The organism is Pseudomonas sp. GL-B-26 (assembly GCF_019947405.1).
Lineage (GTDB): Bacteria > Pseudomonadota > Gammaproteobacteria > Pseudomonadales > Pseudomonadaceae > Aquipseudomonas.
This window is the reverse complement of sequence record NZ_JAGYGJ010000008.1, coordinates 43,188-62,275: the sequence shown is the minus strand read 5'-3', so window position 1 is coordinate 62,275 and position 19,088 is coordinate 43,188. Positions and strand designations below refer to the sequence as shown.

Annotated in this window: 16 protein-coding genes; 5 read left to right on the top strand and 11 right to left on the bottom strand. The window is 54.2% G+C overall.

Features of this window, described 5'->3' with window-relative positions; all coding sequences use genetic code 11:
* Window positions 1-30 precede the first annotated feature (30 nt).
* The 3 genes from KGB23_RS07310 to KGB23_RS07300 all read right to left on the bottom strand — a co-directional run bounded on the left by KGB23_RS07310 (window position 31) and on the right by KGB23_RS07300 (window position 1,545).
* Complete coding sequence (locus tag KGB23_RS07310; RefSeq protein WP_223430490.1) at window positions 31-459, bottom strand: nuclear transport factor 2 family protein; 429 nt, start codon at window positions 457-459, stop codon at window positions 31-33.
* 36 nt (window positions 460-495) lie between these two features.
* The gene (locus KGB23_RS07305) at window positions 496-1,068 is read right to left on the bottom strand and encodes a chorismate mutase (protein ID WP_223430489.1); all 573 of its coding nucleotides are present in this window, start codon (window positions 1,066-1,068) and stop codon (window positions 496-498) included.
* Between the two features lie 153 nt (window positions 1,069-1,221).
* On the bottom strand, window positions 1,222-1,545 hold the full coding sequence (locus KGB23_RS07300; RefSeq protein ID WP_223430488.1) for a hypothetical protein: 324 nt from the start codon (window positions 1,543-1,545) through the stop codon (window positions 1,222-1,224).
* Between the two features lie 236 nt (window positions 1,546-1,781).
* Here KGB23_RS07300 and KGB23_RS30360 point away from each other — a divergent pair, with 236 nt between their 5' ends.
* The gene (locus tag KGB23_RS30360; protein WP_223430487.1) at window positions 1,782-2,165 is read left to right on the top strand and encodes an isochorismatase family protein; all 384 of its coding nucleotides are present in this window, start codon (window positions 1,782-1,784) and stop codon (window positions 2,163-2,165) included.
* Between the two features lie 297 nt (window positions 2,166-2,462).
* Here KGB23_RS30360 and KGB23_RS07290 read toward each other — a convergent pair whose 3' ends face one another.
* The 5 genes from KGB23_RS07290 to KGB23_RS07270 all read right to left on the bottom strand — a co-directional run bounded on the left by KGB23_RS07290 (window position 2,463) and on the right by KGB23_RS07270 (window position 9,077).
* Window positions 2,463-3,725 (bottom strand): OprD family porin, encoded by a 1,263-nt coding sequence (locus KGB23_RS07290; RefSeq protein ID WP_223430573.1) that lies wholly within the window; start codon window positions 3,723-3,725, stop codon window positions 2,463-2,465.
* Between the two features lie 194 nt (window positions 3,726-3,919).
* On the bottom strand, window positions 3,920-5,572 hold the full coding sequence (locus KGB23_RS07285) for an AMP-binding protein (RefSeq protein ID WP_223430486.1): 1,653 nt from the start codon (window positions 5,570-5,572) through the stop codon (window positions 3,920-3,922).
* A complete protein-coding gene (locus KGB23_RS07280; protein ID WP_223430485.1) occupies window positions 5,569-6,318 on the bottom strand; it encodes a nitroreductase in 750 nt (249 codons plus the stop codon). Before KGB23_RS07280 ends, KGB23_RS07285 begins: the two co-directional genes overlap by 4 nt.
* 53 nt (window positions 6,319-6,371) lie before the next feature.
* Window positions 6,372-7,718, bottom strand: coding sequence for an MFS transporter (locus tag KGB23_RS07275; protein ID WP_223430484.1), 1,347 nt, complete (start codon window positions 7,716-7,718; stop codon window positions 6,372-6,374).
* Window positions 7,719-8,060: 342 nt separating this feature from the next.
* On the bottom strand, window positions 8,061-9,077 hold the full coding sequence (locus KGB23_RS07270; RefSeq protein ID WP_223430483.1) for an AraC family transcriptional regulator: 1,017 nt from the start codon (window positions 9,075-9,077) through the stop codon (window positions 8,061-8,063).
* A 469-nt stretch (window positions 9,078-9,546) separates the two neighbouring features.
* Here KGB23_RS07270 and KGB23_RS07265 point away from each other — a divergent pair, with 469 nt between their 5' ends.
* The 4 genes from KGB23_RS07265 to KGB23_RS07250 all read left to right on the top strand — a co-directional run bounded on the left by KGB23_RS07265 (window position 9,547) and on the right by KGB23_RS07250 (window position 13,856).
* Window positions 9,547-10,308: an SDR family NAD(P)-dependent oxidoreductase gene (locus tag KGB23_RS07265; RefSeq protein WP_223430482.1), complete on the top strand. Its 762-nt coding sequence runs from the start codon at window positions 9,547-9,549 to the stop codon at window positions 10,306-10,308.
* An 11-nt stretch (window positions 10,309-10,319) separates the two neighbouring features.
* The gene (locus KGB23_RS07260; protein WP_223430481.1) at window positions 10,320-11,513 is read left to right on the top strand and encodes an acetyl-CoA C-acyltransferase; all 1,194 of its coding nucleotides are present in this window, start codon (window positions 10,320-10,322) and stop codon (window positions 11,511-11,513) included.
* A 465-nt stretch (window positions 11,514-11,978) separates the two neighbouring features.
* Entirely contained in the window at window positions 11,979-12,746 is a 768-nt protein-coding gene (locus KGB23_RS07255) for a hypothetical protein (protein WP_223430480.1), read from the top strand.
* A gap of 99 nt (window positions 12,747-12,845) precedes the next feature.
* Entirely contained in the window at window positions 12,846-13,856 is a 1,011-nt protein-coding gene (locus KGB23_RS07250) for an NADPH:quinone oxidoreductase family protein (protein WP_317851610.1), read from the top strand.
* A gap of 75 nt (window positions 13,857-13,931) precedes the next feature.
* Here KGB23_RS07250 and KGB23_RS07245 read toward each other — a convergent pair whose 3' ends face one another.
* The 3 genes from KGB23_RS07245 to KGB23_RS07235 all read right to left on the bottom strand — a co-directional run bounded on the left by KGB23_RS07245 (window position 13,932) and on the right by KGB23_RS07235 (window position 18,920).
* Window positions 13,932-15,194, bottom strand: coding sequence for an OprD family porin (locus KGB23_RS07245; protein WP_223430572.1), 1,263 nt, complete (start codon window positions 15,192-15,194; stop codon window positions 13,932-13,934).
* Between the two features lie 107 nt (window positions 15,195-15,301).
* Window positions 15,302-17,074: an acyl-CoA dehydrogenase C-terminal domain-containing protein gene (locus KGB23_RS07240; protein WP_223430571.1), complete on the bottom strand. Its 1,773-nt coding sequence runs from the start codon at window positions 17,072-17,074 to the stop codon at window positions 15,302-15,304.
* A 178-nt stretch (window positions 17,075-17,252) separates the two neighbouring features.
* Window positions 17,253-18,920, bottom strand: a complete 1,668-nt coding sequence (locus KGB23_RS07235) for an MFS transporter (protein ID WP_223430478.1) — start codon at window positions 18,918-18,920, stop codon at window positions 17,253-17,255.
* Window positions 18,921-19,088: the final 168 nt, after the last annotated feature.

The following is a 19,088-nucleotide window of genomic DNA, read 5'->3' as shown; positions in this document are numbered from 1 at the left end:
AGAGGCATCGCCCAAGACGATGCAACGTCTTCAGGCTTTGCTGGCCGCCAGGTAAGCGCCAAGGCGTTGTCCCATTTGCTCGCCCAAGGCTTGCAGGCCACTCAAGGGACGGACCATCACTTCAAACTCGACGATTTTTCCTTGTTCATTGAACCGGATCATGTCGATGCCCTTTAACTGTTTCCCGCCGACGTTGGCGCTGAACTCCAGGACGACGCTCAACCCGTCTGCGGTCGACAGTTCCCGGTGGTAGACAAAGTCCTCAAATACCTCGATGACCGTGTTGAGAATCATCGATACCACGGTTGCACCCGGGTAAGGCGTGTGAGCCATCGGGGAGCGGAATATCGCCTGTGGGTCCAACAAACCGGGCAAGGCGCTCAAGTCACCCTTGCTGATCATGTCGTGCCACTGTTTCAGGGATTCTGCGGCTTCGGGATGCAGTTTCAGTTCAGACATTTTCAACTCCTGTATTTTTGTTGTTTGGTTACCTTGTCATCGATCAGCGACGCACAGTTCCCCGGTGGCGCGTATCAGTGCCTGACCATGCAGTCCGTCCTTGATCAGGCTGGATCGTTCTTTGGCTAGCCAGTCCGCGCATTGCGGGTCTTTGCGGTAGGGCGCGAAGGCGGCGTATTGCTGCAACAGGCGGTTTTGCAGCTCATCGAGCTGTGGCCGGATTTGATTGGCGAGGTCTGGCCGCGGCGTGTCAGGCGCCTTTCCGGCCGATCGCCATTGGGCCACCAGCCCGTACTGCACCAGCTTGTTGGCTTCGATCTGTGCGGCGATCAGTTCGGCTACTTCGTCCGGGTCCAGTTTGCGCTCAACGGCCAGCTTCCTGGCGTTGGCGATGACGTGTGCTTCCCGGGCACTGTCCTGGATCGGTTTGCCACTGTCCCACTTGGTCAGCGCCACAAGATCAGCAATGCTCAGGCGCTCGTTCAATGTTACCAGCAGCGGTTGCAAGCTATCGGGTGCCGGGGAGGGCGCACCGGCCTGCGCGCTGCAGGCGAGTAAACCGAGGACGGCGCAGGTGAGCAGTTGCGGTAAGCGTGGGGAGTGGAGCATGGGCAAACCTCATTGGGTACGGGACTCACAATCAGGTGTTATGTATCACAGGTGCGGCGGAGGCATTAAGCAGGGATCGATTTATTTTGTGCACGAAAAAGCCCGGCTTGTCAGGCCGGGCTTTTCGTTGAGTGCTTCGGTAAAGCCATTCATTTATGCAGCGCGGTTTTCGATCAGACGGTCGGAACCACCTTCAGCGACGCGGTTTTCGATCAGACGATCCGAACCACCTTCGGCAACACGTTTCTCGATCAGACGATCCGAGCCACCTTCGGCAACACGATTTTCGATCAGACGATCCGAACCACCTTCAGCGACGCGGTTTTCGATCAGACGGTCGGAACCACCCTCAGCCACACGACTTTCAATCAGACGATCCGAGCCGCCTTCAGCGACAACCGGGTGAGCAGATGTAGCGGCGAAAGCGTTAACTGCAAAAACCGAGAAAGCGATGCTGAGAAGGATTTGGCGTTTCATGATGGTGTGCTCCGGGGTGTAGTTGTTTGGTATGGGGCTGATGTTACGCCGCGGATTTTTTATGAGAACTTCATTGAATTGATGGTGACTATCGACGCCGGCAATGATCCTCCTGTCGTCGGCTGTACCGCTCAGTCAGAACCGCGGGGTATGCTGGACCTCTTGAACTGTCGAGGCTCTCCAGGTCCGCAAGGATTTCCTGCGAGGTTCCCTGCTCAGGTCGAGAGGATAAGTCGATGCACGACTATTACGATTTGGGCACCTACAGTCGCCCGGTGACGACCCACTCGTCCCAGGCCCAGCCGGCCGTAGGTCCATCCCCTTCCGACGTCGTACTGCCGAGTCCCACGACCCTGAGCATCTTCGGACTGCCCGAAGTCGATACGCTGATAGAGTCACATGACCTAGAGCATCTGATTCTGGCCGGGTCATTGGCCGACTTGACACTCGACTCGTCCCTGCGTGACGCCGTGCAGAGAGATCTCCATGTCACGGTGGTGAGAGACTGTGTTGCCGCGTCTTCTCCAGCGGCTCTGGAGCTCGAGATCCGATATACGATGCCACGCTACGCACATCTGGTCACCGATCTAGAGCACCTTGAGCGCCTGTCTGCCTCGTGAGAGAACAGCCAACGAACTTGTTCGACCGCTAACACGCTAGGGGACGCGCCGACCTATGGAGGATTTCAGCGCCTCCCAGGTCGCGGTAAGGATGGTATCTGCCGTGTCCCCCCCCGCTAATGATATCCAATCGACAAATTTCCTTTGCTTACTGACCCGGAGCGACGAACTGCATTCTCTACAAAACTGATGGAGTAGGTACAACCACTTCAGCGTGGCTGCACACAATTCAAGCCGTGTTGATTTAGGGATTTGCCGCACGCAGAATCTGCGTGCGGCGATCGTTCAGACGGCCGCTTAGAACTTGAACGTGTATCGAAAAATCAGGCGGTTTTCGTTGGCGCTGTCGGCGTAGGTGGAGCGGTTTGTGGAGTTACGCCATTGTGCCGACACGTTCTTCAACGGGCCACTTTGAATGGTGTAAGTGATATCGCTGACCCGCTCCCATTCTTTGCCATCCTGACCTTGGGCTCGCAGACTGGCTGCCTGGGATGATCCCAAAAGGGCAGGATCGACTTCGTCTCCCTTTACATACTTCAAGCCCAGAGTTAACCCGGGTACGCCAGCGGCAGCGAAATCAAAATCGTAACGGGCAATCCAGACGCGCTCGTTCGGAGCGGTAAAGGTACTCACCAGTGACTCACCGAACAGGTAGGTGTCGGTCCCGTTGACCATGGCGAAGGACGTGTCTCCCCAGGCTTTCTGAAAGCCGAGGCCGATTGTGTGACCGCTTTGACGGTAGGAGAACATCGTACTGAGTGTCCGGTTGTCCACTTCACCCAGCGCCTCATCCCCGGTTTCGCTGGCAGCAAAATAACGAACGTCGGAAATCACCGATCCGGGGCCCAGCGCTCGTTCGAATTTCAAGCCGAAAAAATTCGAACGGTAGAGGTCTTCCAACTCGGCCACATGGTAGCTGAGCGACAGTTGCGGCAACACTTTGTAGTCAAATGCCAGGTAGGTGTAATGGTCGGCCTGCACCGCTTTGTAGCCGAAGGTGGTCAGTGATTCAAAGTCCGTTGAGTTACGCTGCTTTACAGCATTGATCCGTAACGCACTGAAGGTCAAAGGCTCAAAGTCTTTGGAGACCAGCATTCCACCGCGGAAGACTTGCGGGAGTAAGCGGCTGTTATTGCTGGACAGCAGAGGCATGACGGGATTGAGCCCCCCGATGCGTAATTCGCTGCCGGCCAGGCGAGCCTTGGCGGTGGGTATTAGCTTGCTGTACTCATCGTTTACGTTGCGTTGCGAATCAAAAGCCAACAGCCCGGAGCCGGTTCGGTCCGGACTGGAATCCAGTTTGACCCCGAGCAGGCCGAGCGCGTCTACGCCAAAACCAAGGGTGCCCTCAGTAAACCCCGACTGCACATTCAAGATGAAGCCTTGCGCCCATTCATCACGTTTGGACTGCCGGGCTTCGTCGTTACGATAATCACGGTTGTAATAGAAGTTACGCAGTTCAAGGCTGGTCTTTGCGTCGCTGATAAAGTCCGCGAAGGCGTTGGGCGCCGCGCACGTGAACAGGATCGTCGAGAGCGACGTCACACTTTTTATTGACATGTCTAATGCACCATTTGTTGTTGTTTTTGGTGTCTGCAGCGCGCACCACCCCATGGGGGAGTGACGCGGCTGTGCACCGCACATTGATTGAATGTGCGATGTCAGTTTTTTAAGGTGAGCTCGGTCAAGTTCAGATCGGCGGTCTGGACGCAGCGTCATTTGTGGTCGCTGTTAAGACCGCCGGTAACAACGTTTTAACCGCTAGAGGCCAATCGTAAGATGGCTTCCTGGCTACCGGCTTGTTGGCGAAGGATGAACTTTTGGATTTTTCCTGTGGCCGTTTTCGGGAGCTCCATGAAGATCACTCGACTTGGGCATTTGTAGCGTGCCAGACGCGACTGACAATATGCGATTAGGTCCGCCTCTGTAGGAGAGAGATCTGCATTTTTCAGTTCGATAAATGCGCAAGGCACCTCGCCCCATTTATCATCCGGTTGCGCGACCACTGCGGCATGAAGTACCGCCGGATGGCCATGGAGGATGTCTTCGATTTCGACGGAAGAAATGTTTTCGCCACCCGAAATGATGACATCTTTGCAGCGATCCGTTATCTGCATGTATCCGTCTGGATGGACCACGGCGACGTCACCGGTATGAAACCATCCGCCTTCGAATGCTTTTTGCGTTGCTGTCTCGTTTTTCAGGTAGCCCATCATTATGGTATTGCCGCGCAACAGCAGTTCGCCGGTAGTCTGGCCATCATGAGGAACGGGCTGCAATGTTTCCGCATCTGCGACAATCAAACCCTCGAAAGCTGCTGCGCGGGCGCCTTGCCGGACCCGTATTTTCGCTTTCTCTTGAGCGGGAAGGTCATCCCATCCGTCCTGCCAGACACAGCTGATCGGTGTGCCAGCCACTTCAGTAATACCGTACACATGATCAACCTCGAATCCCATGGACACCACGGCGTCGAGTACCGCTGCGGGGGGCGGTGAGCCTGCCGTCAAAACGCGAACCGAATGGGGCAGCCCTGGCTTGTGGGGGGCGTTGGCGATCATGGCCATCACAATGGGCGCCGCACAGAAATGGTCAACCTGATGAAGGGTGATCGCGTCGAACACCGTTTCAGCCGATACCTTGCGCAGGCACACGTGTGTACCGGCTGCGGCGGTAATTGCCCATGGGAAGCACCAGCCGTTGGCATGAAACATAGGCAGCGTCCACAAGTACCGAGGCGCCCGTGGGAGCGGCCAGTTGGTCATCTGCAATAGGCTCATCAAGTAGGTACCTCGATGGCTGACCACCACGCCTTTCGGGTCTCCGGTGGTACCTGAGGTGTAGTTGAGGGCAATAGGCTGCCACTCACTGCTTGGCCAAACCCCTTCGAATTCCGAGTCGCCCTCGGCGAGTAGTGTCTCGTAGTCGGGTATTTCCAGATCGACGCACACAGAAGCCAAATGGTCGCGAATACTGATCACGACCGGACGGAATTCGAGTAGATCAAGTGCCGCTGAGGCAACGGCCATGTATTCGCAATCGACCAACAGCAACTTGCATTCGCTGTGGCGCAAAATAAAAGCGATGCCTTCAGCGTCCAGACGATGGTTGATCGTATTCAAAATCGCTCCGGATAACGGAATCCCGAAATGCGCTTCGACCATCGCCGGCGTGTTGGGTGAAAGGATGGAGACCGTGTCGCCTGGGAGTACGCCTCTGCCCACCAGCGCTGATGCGAGTCGATAACAGCGCTCACGCGTTTGCGCCCAGGTCCTCTGCAGCTCACCATGAATGATAGCGACGCGTTCAGGGTGAACAAGAGCGGCCCGGTCCAAAAAGCCGAGGGGGGTCAGCGGGACATGGTTCGCTGGACTCTGATCGAGTCCGTTTGCGTAGGCACCGGTAATCATGGGCAGGTCTCCTTATTATTTTGATGAAAAACGGCAAAAGTACTGACTGGCTCACGGGCCGTTACCAACGTGTTTTCAATGCACGCAGGATCGGCATAGCCAAGGCTCATACCGCACACCAGCATTTGCTCAGCTGGAATGCCTAGCACTTCTGAGATGACTTTGTGGTACTTGAGAAATGCAGCTTGTGGGCAGGTGTGCAAACCACGACCACGGGCGGCCACCATCACGCTTTGGAGGAACATGCCGTAATCGAGCAGGCTGCCCTGCTCAAGCACTTTATCCAGGGTAAATAACAGTCCTACCGGTGCATCGAAAAATCGGTAGTTGCGACCGTGCTGTTGGTGCATGCGGAGCTTGTCACCCTTAGTGATCCCAAGCAGACCGTAGAGATCCCAACCCACTTTGCGTCTGCGATCCACATAAGGTGTGACCCATTCGCGTGGGTAGTACTCATAAGGGTCTTGCGCACCGCTACTAAGCTGCGGATCGTTATCGATGGCGGCGATCGCCATCGACAGATGCTCCTTCACTTCGCCGGTAACGACGTGAACACGCCACGGCTGCATGTTGACGCCTGAGGCGCTGAAACGAGCGATGTCCAGAATCGCTTCGATTTCTTCACGCGACACTGTAGTTGGCAGGAAGGCTCTGACACTGCGGCGTGACGCAATTGCCCAGTCGACGGTGCACTTAAGTTCTTGCGCTGACAACGGCGGTAGTGACAAGCGATTCAAGGTACACATCCTTCTACTGATCGAGTCAAACGGGCAAGGAGATCTCAACTGCAGCCTGTCGGTCAGCGTGACAACGCTGGCGCTTTGCTGACCTGTGTCGAATCCGCCCGTGACTGGTTTACAAACGAGACCGCCACCGCGCCCATCAGGCCTGCAAGTGCGATCACCATGAAGTTTTGTTCGAGTGGCAAGGCCAGCGAGACGAACCAGCCGATAAGCACCGGGGCGATAATTGCGCCGATGCGGCCGACCCCGGACGCGAAGCCCACGCCAGTGGAACGGATTGAGGTCGGGTAAAAATCCCCTGCATAGGCATAGGCAATCAATTGAGTGCCGAGGGTGGAGGCGCCCACAATGAATACGACCAAAAACAGCAACTCAGTCGAGTGTGTAAAGCCCATCGCAGTAAGCGCCAGCGCGCCCACCACGTAGAATGAAACCAGGACATATTTGATATTGAACTTGTCGCTGAGCCATCCGCCGCCGAGCGCACCGACAATCGCTCCTACGTTAAAAACGATGACAAAATTAAGCGCCGAGCCCAAGCTGTGGCCGGACATCGCCATCAGTTTGGTCAACCAGGAATTGAGCGCGTAGACCATAAACAGTCCCGTCATGAAGGCTGTCCAGATCATCACCGTGCTGAATCCGCGGCCATCGCTGAACAACCCTTTAACCGGGGTGTCGAGTGAGTAATTGTTCTCGGCAGGATGTCCCGCCAGCACTGTCTCGGCATCCAATGGATAAGTGGGATCGATCCTTTTGATGATGAGGCTCAGATCCTGCTGACGACCCTGCTTGAGCAAGAAAGCCATGGATTCCGGCATAGTCTTCAAAATGAACGGGATCAGCAGCACGGGTAGCCCAGCAACGTAGAACACCGACTGCCATCCGTGGCTTTCGATCAGTTGCTTGCCGGTGAGTGCGACCAGAATTCCGCCCACGGAATAGCCGGCAAACACTAACGTGACAAGCCGGGTACGAAGTTTCGCCGGTGAGAACTCGCCCATTTGTGCAGTCACGATCGGCAGAACGCCACCGATGCCCAGCCCTGCGATGAATCGGGCGACGCTGAAGCTGATCGGGTCGCTAGTGAGCCCGGCAGTCGCGGTGAACAGACTGAACAGCGCGACACAGATAGCGATCATTTTTGGTCGGCCGATGCGGTCGGCTAACGTCCCCAGAAAGATCGCGCCAAGCATGGTTCCTAGCAGGGCCGAGCCGGCCATGATGCCTGCGCTGGTCGGGTCTATCTTCATGTCCAGCATAATGGCAGGCAATGCAGCGCCAACGACGGCTAGGTCGTAGCCGTCAATGACCAATATCAGCACGCACCAGAAAAGAATCAGTCTATGGAAGCTGTTGAATTTTGAGTTGCCCGCGAGCGTGTATACGTTGATTGGTTGCATATTGTGTCTCCTTCGATTTTATTTTTTTTGGTGAAGTGCACTTGCTTGCGTACATCAAGATTGCCGTCGAAAAGCCAGCTCGGCACCGCCGACCACTAAGCCTTTACTGATGAGAGAGCGGCTGCTGGTTCATGGCCATTCTAGGTAGGCGATTTAAAGCAGCCCATGCCTGGCGGTGCCAACTTGGGTGAGCTGTTTGGGCATGTTTGAGAGAGGTGCCAGCGAGTCAAACACCAGCGAAAAAGCATTGAAGTGGCGTACGCGGTTGTAGAGAAAACACGTAGCTAATAAATCCACATGACGCTTGTGGATGGGGCTGGGGCATCGTTCCGATAAATGAAATTACTCGTCTGAACGGTTGCGTCGATAGGCGCCTGGGTTAACTCCCGTCCACTTTTTGAATGCGCGGTGAAAAGCGCTCGTTTCCTGAAAACCGGTTTCTGTGGCGACCTCAGTAACCGTCATGTCTCCGCGTGACAGGAGGTCAATGGCCATGTCACGACGTAAATCATCTTTGAGGTTTTGATAGTGGGTGCCCTCGGCCTGCAGCCGGCGCTGCAGGGTTGAATTGGACATGCAGAGCAAAAGTGCCAGCTCGTCCCTTTCCGGCCACTTGTCCGGACTCAACCCTCGTAAGCGCCGCCTTATCTGCGCACTGATGCTGTCGTCGTTACGGTATTTTACTAAAAGGCTGGCGGGGGACTCTTTTAGGAACGCGCATAGACTGGCGGGAGTCTGTGCAATTTTCATATCCAGGAATTTTTTGTCGAAATTGACCTGCGTTGTCGGCGCGTCGTATTGAATGTCTTCACAAAAACGCATTCGGTAGTCGCTTTCATCGGCAGGCTTCGTGGCGCGAAAACTGAGCGCCAGCAATGGAATGCGTTGGTTGACTAGCCAGCACGCCAGGCCATGTACGAGGATAAACCACGTGCCGTAAGCGAACAGCCGCCGCAGGTTTCCGTGATCGTGGAGGATGATGAAGGCGTGATCTTCCTCGGTGTGTATTTCACCATGGATGTCATCGAGTACCAGCCTCAAGAACGAAAGCATTCGCTGCAGAGCTTGGCCCAAGGTGCAGCAATCAAGGAGCGCATGGCACATCAATTTGAAGCTGCCACGTCGCATCGGATGGCTGTCGATACCAAAGAATTCGTCATCCAACAGATCCGCCAACTCGATCCACAGCTGAGCGAATGAGCCGGCTGACACCCTTGCTTTTGGGGCATCAAGCAGTTGCAGGTCGATGTCGGCTTTCCCTAAGGCCAGTGCCACGTCGATGCCTCGTTGCTTGGCGCTATAGAGGGCTTCATGCACCAGTGCGATTGACGTGGTTCCCTTGTCCTGAGGTGTAACCATCATTTTCTCCACGTGGTGAGTGCTGTGCTCGGTGTATGACTTTCGTGGTCAGTTCGCATTCGCCACAAGCCGCGAATTTGGTCCTTTCTAACCCGGCCCTTGGCCAAACCGATCACACAAGTTGGTGGCTTTGACCATTGTCCGGCTAGTCATGTGGCCCCAGTATTTCATCAACTTTAGTTCTTCCAACCTTAACAAGACCAGCTAGGACTATGAGTTAGTACCATTGTTCGTCCCCTTATATCGCATTGCGTACAACCAAGTGGTGCAACCGTTGAGCGCACTCAACACCGCGCCGTATCTCTTTAGGATGCTGTACCCAGCTTACTTTCCTAGGGCTAGCAATACGTCATTGATTTACCAAAAAAAAGAGTGGCTAAAGGCGGCATCTATGTTGCGCCGCCACGATATCGCCATGTCTCTAGAGACTGCGGCGATGACCGTTCCAGCTTGAATACAGGAAGCCATAATGCAGATCGACAACAAGGTTTTTCTCGTCACCGGCGGTGCCTCCGGGCTCGGTGCGGCCACGGCTGAAATGCTGGTCGCGACCGGTGCCAAAGTGATGCTGGTGGACATGAACGCCGAGGCCGTTGCGGCCCAGGCTGAACGACTCGGCGTGCAAAGCGTGGTTGCAGACATCAGCAACGAAGTCGCGGCCGAAGCAGCCGTGCAGGCGACGGTCAAAGCCTTCGGTGGCTTGAATGGTCTGGTCAACTGCGCCGGCATCGTGCGCGGTGAGAAGATCCTCGGCAAGAATGGCCCTCATGTGCTGGCCAATTTCAGCCAGGTAATCAACGTCAACTTGATCGGCAGTTTCAACATGCTGCGCCTGGCAGCGGCGGCAATCGCTGAAACCGAAGCGGATGCCGACGGCGAGCGCGGCGTGATCATTAATACCGCCTCGGCGGCCGCGTACGACGGCCAGATCGGTCAGGTGGCCTATGCCGCGTCCAAAGGTGCGATCGTTAGCCTGACCTTGCCCGCCGCCCGGGAACTGGCGCGCTTCGGCATTCGGGTGATGACCATCGCGCCGGGCATTTTCGAAACCCCGATGATGGCCGGCATGACCCAGGAAGTCCGTGACTCTCTGGCGACCGGTGTGCCGTTTCCACCGCGTTTGGGCAAACCTGCCGAGTACGCCGGACTAGTCAAACATATTATTGAAAACAGCATGCTCAATGGCGAGGTGATCCGCCTCGACGGTGCCTTGCGCATGGCCGCCAAGTAAGAGGATTTGTCATGACTACTTCTAACGATCCGATTGTTATCGTCAGCGCCGTCCGCACCCCGATGGGTGGTTTTCAGGGCGAATTGAAAAGCCTGACCGCACCGCAACTCGGCGCCGCTGCCATCAAAGCCGCGGTCGAACGCGCCGGTGTCGCGCCCGATTCGGTTGATCAAGTGCTGTTCGGTTGCGTATTGGCTGCCGGGCTCGGCCAGGCGCCGGCGCGTCAAGCCGCACTCGGCGCGGGGCTGGACAAGTCGACCCGCTGCACCACCCTGAACAAAATGTGCGGTTCCGGTATGGAAGCAGCGATTCTGGCCCACGACATGCTGGTCGCCGGCAGCGCCGACGTGGTCGTCGCCGGCGGCATGGAAAGCATGTCCAACGCGCCTTACCTGCTCGACCGTGCCCGCAGCGGTTACCGCATGGGCCATGGTCGTATGCTCGATTCCATGTTCCTCGACGGTCTGGAAGACGCTTACGACAAAGGCCGCTTGATGGGCACCTTCGCCGAGGATTGCGCCGAAACCAACGGCTTCAGCCGCAAAGCGCAGGATGCGTTTGCCATCGCTTCGACCACCCGCGCGCAGCAGGCGATCAAGGACGGCAGTTTCAAGGACGAAATCGTGCCGCTCACCGTGACTGTCGGCAAAGAGCACGTGTTGATCAGCAACGACGAACAGCCACCGAAAGCCAAACTGGACAAGATCGCTTCCTTGAAACCGGCGTTCCGCGACGGCGGCACGGTGACGGCGGCGAACTCCAGCTCGATCTCCGATGGCGCCGCGGCATTGGTGCTGATGCGCCAGTCCGAAGCTGCAAAACGCGGTTTGAAACCACTGGCGGTGATTCACGGCCATGCGGCGTTTGCCGATGCTCCAGAGCTGTTTCCGGTAGCACCAGTGGGCGCGATCAAGAAACTGATGAAGAAAACCGGCTGGTCGCTGGAGCAAGTCGATCTGCTCGAAATCAGCGAAGCCTTCGCCGTGGTCAGCCTTGTGACCATGACCCGACTGGAGATCCCCCACGAGAAGGTCAACGTTCACGGTGGCGCCTGTGCCCTCGGCCACCCGATCGGCGCGTCCGGCGCGCGGATCCTCGTGACTTTGCTTTCGGCCCTGCGCCAGAAAGGGCTGAAACGCGGTGTTGCAGCGATCTGCATCGGCGGCGGTGAGGCCACGGCAATGGCCATTGAGTGTCTGTTGTAGGAGCGCGGTTTATATGCGGTGGCGTCCTCGTGATCGCCATCGTGTGGTCGCTTTCCGGAACAAGCAGGTCAGGCGGTATCGGGGTTTATCTAAAGAATGGCATGATCAACATAGCCACTGACATCTGAAAATAGACTGCTCAAATTCTCGTCACTTCAGGATTGAAGTGAGTTTCAGCTTGCATCGCATTTATGCAACTGATGCATTACACCCATGCACCTAAATTAGGCTGCAAAAATAGATTTTTCAGTCAAGAATACCTAACCAGAGCGCTGAAATTAATCGTTAACGTTTATTTTTGTCATCTGCCAACCGCTGCACCCGCCGAAAAACACTTTGAAAATAAGTCTGTTGTGCATAGTTTATTTTCACAAGCCAGATTGTAGTGATCTGTCTTTGCTTAATTGCAAGTGTTGAACAATTGGATTCTCCATTATTATAGGATCAGCTAGAGGGAGATTTATAATGTCTACTATGAAGGATATCGACTCGATATCATTGAGTATCGATAGTCTACATCATGGTTATTTAAAGCTTTCTTATCAAGATAGAAGGCCGGCCACGTTAGGATTAGCTGCAGTCAACGCAGTTTTGCTGGCGGCAGGAGTGAGGGTAAGCCAGGTTGACATCCCCAAGGACGCCATTCCCATCCTGAAAGCTTCCATGTATAGGAAGTTATCAGTAGAAGATCATGATGAGTTGATCTCATTGTTTCCTTTACACAGGGGTGAATTGCTGGAAGAGATTGAGAGGGCGGGGCGAACACCAGAAATGCACCGTGGTGGTTTTATGTCGACTGCAGAGTACGGTGGGACGCCATATCCCAAGGTAGTCGACATGAAAGCTATCAGCGCAGACGACCTGCCCGATTTCCAAGCGAGACTTGGAAAGCTGCACTCCAATAGCTCTGAAGATGGAGCTGGAATCGACGAAGTCATGACGATTGTGTCAGGTGGAGGCTCGGTCTGGTTTTTTCGTCTTTTGGACAATAGCGTCGTCAAGCTGACACTTGGAGCCGTGGATCCAGGAGGTAAGGCATGGCGTATCAGCTACCCTGGATTGGGGATTCACGGCACGTATTTAAACTCTGAGAATGGGATTCTCATAGCTTACGCACATGGCCCAAGGAGCTTTGTTGTTCGGTACTATGACGCCAGCATCGACGGTTCAGAGCTGCTAGGGACTAATCCATGGCTGGATTTCAGCGGGAAAATTCCAAGCTTGCTTGATTGAGATGTCATTATCCTCACCTCAATATTTGTAACTTTGGCTGGCGATTCTTTCGAGAGTAAATAAGGTATTGTGAATTTTTAGCATCCCGTCTTCATGTGAATGAAGAACCTCCATTACAGATTGGGAGTTACTATGCAATGTTTTCGAGGAGATCAGTTCCAATTTCCAAATGCGTATTCACTGATTGAGTCGCCTATCCCCGAGCCAGGACCAACTGAAGTTAGGGTAAGAGTCGAAGCCACAGGTTTGGGGTTTGTCGACACACTGCTAGTCAGAGGGTTGTACCAGATCAAACCCGAGCTCCCCTACACCCCGGGCGGTGAAATTGTCGGAGTGGTTGATGCTGTTGGTTCGGCTGTTTGTGAGTTCCGAATTGGACAGCGAGTTGGAGCATGGCAGATAGGTGGTGGACTGGCCGAGTACACTCTTTTGCAAGCGGCACACCTGATTCGAATTCCGTATCACCTAGATGCGGTCACGGCAGCATCTACATTGTTGGATTTCTTGACAGCATGGTATGCATTGTTCGAGCGGGGTCGCTTAATAACGGGTGAGGTGTTAGTCATCCGAGGTGCGACCGGCGGAATTGGGGCAGCAGCAATCCAGTTGGGAGTCGCGGCCGGTGCGCATGTTGTCGCCGTCGTCTCGAGCACAGAAAAGGCAGAGGAGGCCAGGCGTCTGGGAGCCAGTGATGTGTTACGTTCAGAAGAGCCGGAGCTAAGGGCGCGTCTTAGAAACCTGTTGCCCCATGGTGTCGCGGATGTAGTGTTCGATCCCGTTTGCGGCGACGACATGGAAATTTACTTCCGATCACTGGGTAAGGAGGGACGGCACTTGGTACTGGGGTTCGCGGGTGGACGCATTCCGTCATTGCCTGCCAATCTTCCTCTATTAAAGAGCGCCTCATTGGTCGGCGTAGATGTGCGCTACCTAGTTGAGACGATGCCTGACAAAGCTAAAAGCGCATGGGAAGATTTTTTCACCAGGCTAGTCTGTGGACGCTTAACGGCCCCCCGCGTAACGTGCTTTCCTTTGCACCAAGCTAATGCAGCTTTTGCGGCTCTTACAGACCGCTCCAGGATTGGCAAAGTCGTCGTCGTTCCAGAGTAGTCCCGTTGAGCATTCCCGTTCATCACTGTAGAACCGCACGCAGAATCTGCGTGCGGCGATCATTCAGACGTCCGCTTAAAACTTGTACGTGTATCGAAAAATCAGGCGGTTTTCGTTGGCGCTGTCGGCGTAGGTGGAGCGGTTTGTGGAGTTACGCCATTGTGCCGACACGTTCTTCAACGGGCCACTTTGAATGGTGTAAGTGATATCGCTGACCCGCTCCCATTCTTTGCCATCCTGACCTTGGGCTCGCAGACTGGCTGCCTGGGATGATCCCAAAAGGGCAGGATCGACTTCGTCTCCCTTTACATACTTCAAGCCCAGAGTTAACCCGGGTACGCCAGCGGCAGCGAAATCAAAATCGTAACGGGCAATCCAGACGCGCTCGTTCGGAGCGGTAAAGGTACTCACCAGTGACTCACCGAACAGGTAGGTGTCGGTCCCGTTGACCATGGCGAAGGACGTGTCTCCCCAGGCTTTCTGAAAGCCGAGGCCGATTGTGTGACCGCTTTGACGGTAGGAGAACATCGTACTGAGTGTCCGGTTGTCCACTTCACCCAGCGCCTCATCCCCGGTTTCGCTGGCAGCAAAATAACGAACGTCGGAAATCACCGATCCGGGGCCCAGCGCTCGTTCGAATTTCAAGCCGAAAAAATTCGAACGGTAGAGGTCTTCCAACTCGGCCACATGGTAGCTGAGCGACAGTTGCGGCAACACTTTGTAGTCAAATGCCAGGTAGGTGTAATGGTCGGCCTGCACCGCTTTGTAGCCGAAGGTGGTCAGTGATTCAAAGTCCGTTGAGTTACGCTGCTTTACAGCATTGATCCGTAACGCACTGAAGGTCAAAGGCTCAAAGTCTTTGGAGACCAGCATTCCACCGCGGAAGACTTGCGGGAGTAAGCGGCTGTTATTGCTGGACAGCAGAGGCATGACGGGATTGAGCCCCCCGATGCGTAATTCGCTGCCGGCCAGGCGAGCCTTGGCGGTGGGTATTAGCTTGCTGTACTCATCGTTTACGTTGCGTTGCGAATCAAAAGCCAACAGCCCGGAGCCGGTTCGGTCCGGACTGGAATCCAGTTTGACCCCGAGCAGGCCGAGCGCGTCTACGCCAAAACCAAGGGTGCCCTCAGTAAACCCCGACTGCACATTCAAGATGAAGCCTTGCGCCCATTCATCACGTTTGGACTGCCGGGCTTCGTCGTTACGATAATCACGGTTGTAATAGAAGTTACGCAGTTCAAGGCTGGTCTTTGCGTCGCTGATAAAGTCCGCGAAGGCGTTGGGCGCCGCGCACGTGAACAGGATCGTCGAGAGCGACGTCACACTTTTTATTGACATGTCTGATGCACCATTTGTTGTTGTTGTATGCGCGATGTAGTTTTTAACGACTGTCACCAATGCATTGAACGCCCGCACCGAAAGGGACACGAGCATGCAACGAAGAGTTAGAACTGTTCGCTAGAGAGGCCGAAGAGGGGGGCGGCGCCTGCGCGAATATTGATGGCCAAGGACTGGGTGCGTGGTAGCACGCGGCTGAAGAAAAAATGGGCAGTAGCGAGCTTGGCCCCGTAGTAAGCCTCATCGTGGCAGCGTCGTGATTCCGCTATCGCAGCCATGCGAGCCCACAACCAGGCATAGGCTACATACCCAAACAGGTGCAGATACTCCACGGACGCTGCACCTATTTCCGTTGGATTGCGTGTAGCCTGCTCGATTAGCCAGTCACTGGTATCTTCGAGACAGTTCAGGGCTTCGAGCAATTCGACGCTGTATGGAGCGTTCATCTGATCTGCGAAGAGGCGAACTTCGTCTCCAAACAACTTTAGCGCCGCGCCCCTGTCGGCTATCACCTTGCGACCCAGAAGGTCCAAGGCCTGGATGCCATTGGTGCCTTCATAAATTTGCGCGATACGTACGTCACGAACAAGTTGCTCTTGACCCCACTCGCGGATATAGCCGTGGCCACCAAACACTTGTTGTCCAAGTATGCAACTGTCCAGACCTGTGTCAGTGAAGAAGGCTTTTGCGATTGGAGTAAGTAATGCCACCAATGCCGCGGCGTGTTCCCGCTCCGCACTGTCCTCTGCATATTTGGCCAAATCTAACTGTTGGCCCACGTAAGCGGCAAATGCACGCCCCCCTTCGGTCATTGCTTTCATGCTGAGTAGCATGCGTCGCACATCCGGGTGGTGAATAATCGGATCCGCGATCTTGTTTTCCTCCACTGGACCGCTTGAAGCCCGTCCTTGCACTCGATCACGCGCATAGGTCACGGCGCTTTGGTAGGACGCGTCAGCACAGCCAATACCTTGGATCCCGATGGAAAGGCGTTCGTAGTTCATCATAGTGAACATCGCCGCCAGACCCTTGTTTGGCTCACCGACCAGGTAGCCAATAGCGTCGTCGAAGTTCATCACGCAAGTGGCTGAAGCCTTGATACCCATCTTGTGTTCGATAGAGCCACAGGACACGCTATTTTTCGCCCCGAGCGAGCGATCCGCGTTCACTAGTAATTTGGGGACCAGGAGTAGAGAGAGTCCTTTTGGTCCCGGTGGCGCGTCAGGCAGTTTAGCCAGCACTAAATGGATGATGTTTTCGGTTAAATCCTGTTCACCACCTGTGATGAAAATCTTGGTGCCGCTGACCAGATAGCTGCCATCTGCTTGTGGTTTTGCTCTTGTTCGCAGGAGGCCTAGATCAGTACCAGCATGCGGCTCGGTCAGACACATTGACCCCGCCCAGCGTCCCTCATACATCGGAGGTAAATATGTGCTTTTAAGGCTTTCACTGGCATGAGCATCGATGGCCAAACAGGCGCCTGCCGACAGTGCGGAGTAAAGGGCAAAGCTGGCGTTCGCTGCATACAGCATTTCTTCGAACTGTATGGAAAGCATTTTCGGCATGCCGAGTCCGCCGAAATTTGGATTGCCTGAGAGCCCAACCCAACCTCCTGCAATGTAGGCCGAATAGGCCTCCTTAAAGCCTGTTGGCGTCGTAACTGTGCCGTTGTCCCATTGAACACCCTCCTCGTCGCCACTGCGGTTGAGGGGGGCAACCAACTGACTGGTTACTTTTGCCGCTTCTTCCAGAATAGCGTTAGCCGTTTCGGCGTCCACGCGTTCAGCCAGTTGGGGCAGGCGCGCCCAGAGTGATGGCGCATCGAAGACTTCATAGAGAACAAAGCGAAGGTCGCGTAAAGGAGCGCAGTAATTGGGCATCAAGATTACCTTGTTTAATAGTGGGCGCGTAACACCACTTCGTGAAAGTAGTGCAAAAATCTCGTTATTAGTTTCTGCGAAAGCTTGAGTTTCTAGCAGTGCTTTCAAAAGCAAAGACATTTAATTTGCAGGAGTAGAGCCGGCCGCACTTGGCAGAGTCGACTCTCTTCTTTGAGGTCTACTTTAAAATATCAACATGACGGGTTTCTTTGAGAAAAATCAGAGAGATCACAATCCCCAAAGTAGCCCACAAAACCGGATACCAAAGGCCATAATAGATATCTCCTGCTTGGGCTGATAGCGCAAACGCGATAGTTGGAAGCAGTCCGCCAACCCAGCCACTGGCGAGGTGATAAGGGAATGACATACCCGTGTATCGAATCCGCGCAGGAAACATCTCCACCAAGATCACGCTCACCGGTGCGTAAGTGATAATGCCGCAGCAGATCAAAGCGAACAATAAAAGAAAAACATGAAGATGGGAGAATTTGTTGGGGTCGGCTTTGCTAGGGTAGCCAGCGTCGACCATCGCCTTTTTAATCTGCGTTTCCAATTGTTTGGTTTGAGCAATAACTTGATCACCCAGCAGGTTGGTAAAGTCGGGGGCACTTATTTGCTGACTGCCTACCCGTATGAGCGCGCCATCATTTTTTTGAGATGGAATAGTTTCGTAAGTGACTCCTGCTGCTGAAAGGGTTTGACGCGCAATATCACACAAACTGGTGAAGCGCCGGGTCCCTGTTGGATTGAACATGAATGAGCACTGCTCTTCGGAAACCTCTAGAACAATTGGCGCCTGTTCCTGTGCCGTTACCAGATCTGGATTGCCGTACCAGGCTAAGCCTTTGAAAATAGGGAAGATAAGTAGAGCGGATAGGATGAATCCCGTTAGCAATACAGGTTTGCGACCGATCTTATCTGACAGCCAACCTGAGACAAGAAACAGAGGCGAAGCTACCAGCATGGCTAAAGTAAGCATTGAGGTCGCTTGTTGTGGGTCTACTTTCAAAACTTGGGTCATAAAAAAAGCAGGGTAGAGCATCGCTACGTAGTAACAGCAGGCCATCCCGCCGCAAACACCGAAAAAGGCAATCAATACAATTTTTATATTTTTCCAGTTGGTGAATACTTCACGCAGTGGTGATTCCGATAGACGCTCTTCGGATTTCATTTTTTCAAATGCGGGAGATTCTTCCATTTTCAAACGTACGATCAAGGATATCGCCAACAATACGCCTGAAAAAAGAAATGGGATCCTCCATCCCCAATCGTTAAAAGCCTCACCGGCCCAGGCCCGGCAGAGCATTACCATGCCGAATGACATTAATAATCCCCCTACGGCAGTCGCAGAAATCCAAGAGGTATTTAGTCCCCGAACTTTGCTGCTCGAGTGTTCCGCGACATAGGTAGCAGCACCACCAAACTCACCACCAATCGCCATACCCTGTATCGCGCGCATAACGATCAAAAGGATTGGAGCCCACACGCCAATCGCTTGGTAAGTAGGAAGAAGTCCTACAGAAACGGTAGAGGCACCCATCAGAATAATCGTGATCAGAAAAGTTTTTTTACGTCCTACTCTATCGCCCACTCGACCAAAAATAATCGCCCCTAAAGGCCGGATTATAAATCCAACAGCGAACGTGAGTAGGGCAAAGACAAATGCAATGGTTGGATTTAAATTGGTGAAGAAATTGAGCGCGATGACTGATGTCAATGCGCCGTAAAGCGTGAATTCGTACCATTCGAAAACGGTACCCATGGCAGCGGCAAATACTGCGCGGGTTGTCGTTTGGCTTCTAACGGGACGTACATCGACGTCTAGGGTTTCACTATTGGCACTCATGGAATTCTCCGAATTGTTGTTGTTGGAGCCCTGAATTCAGCGGGGTAGTTATTTCTGGTTAAGTTCTAGCGTTCGTCTCCAAGTGATATGTGTGACAGCAATGAAAATTGTTTAGCATGCTCACGAAAACGACATGCTTGCCCGCGACTTCCAAGTCTATTCTGGCGC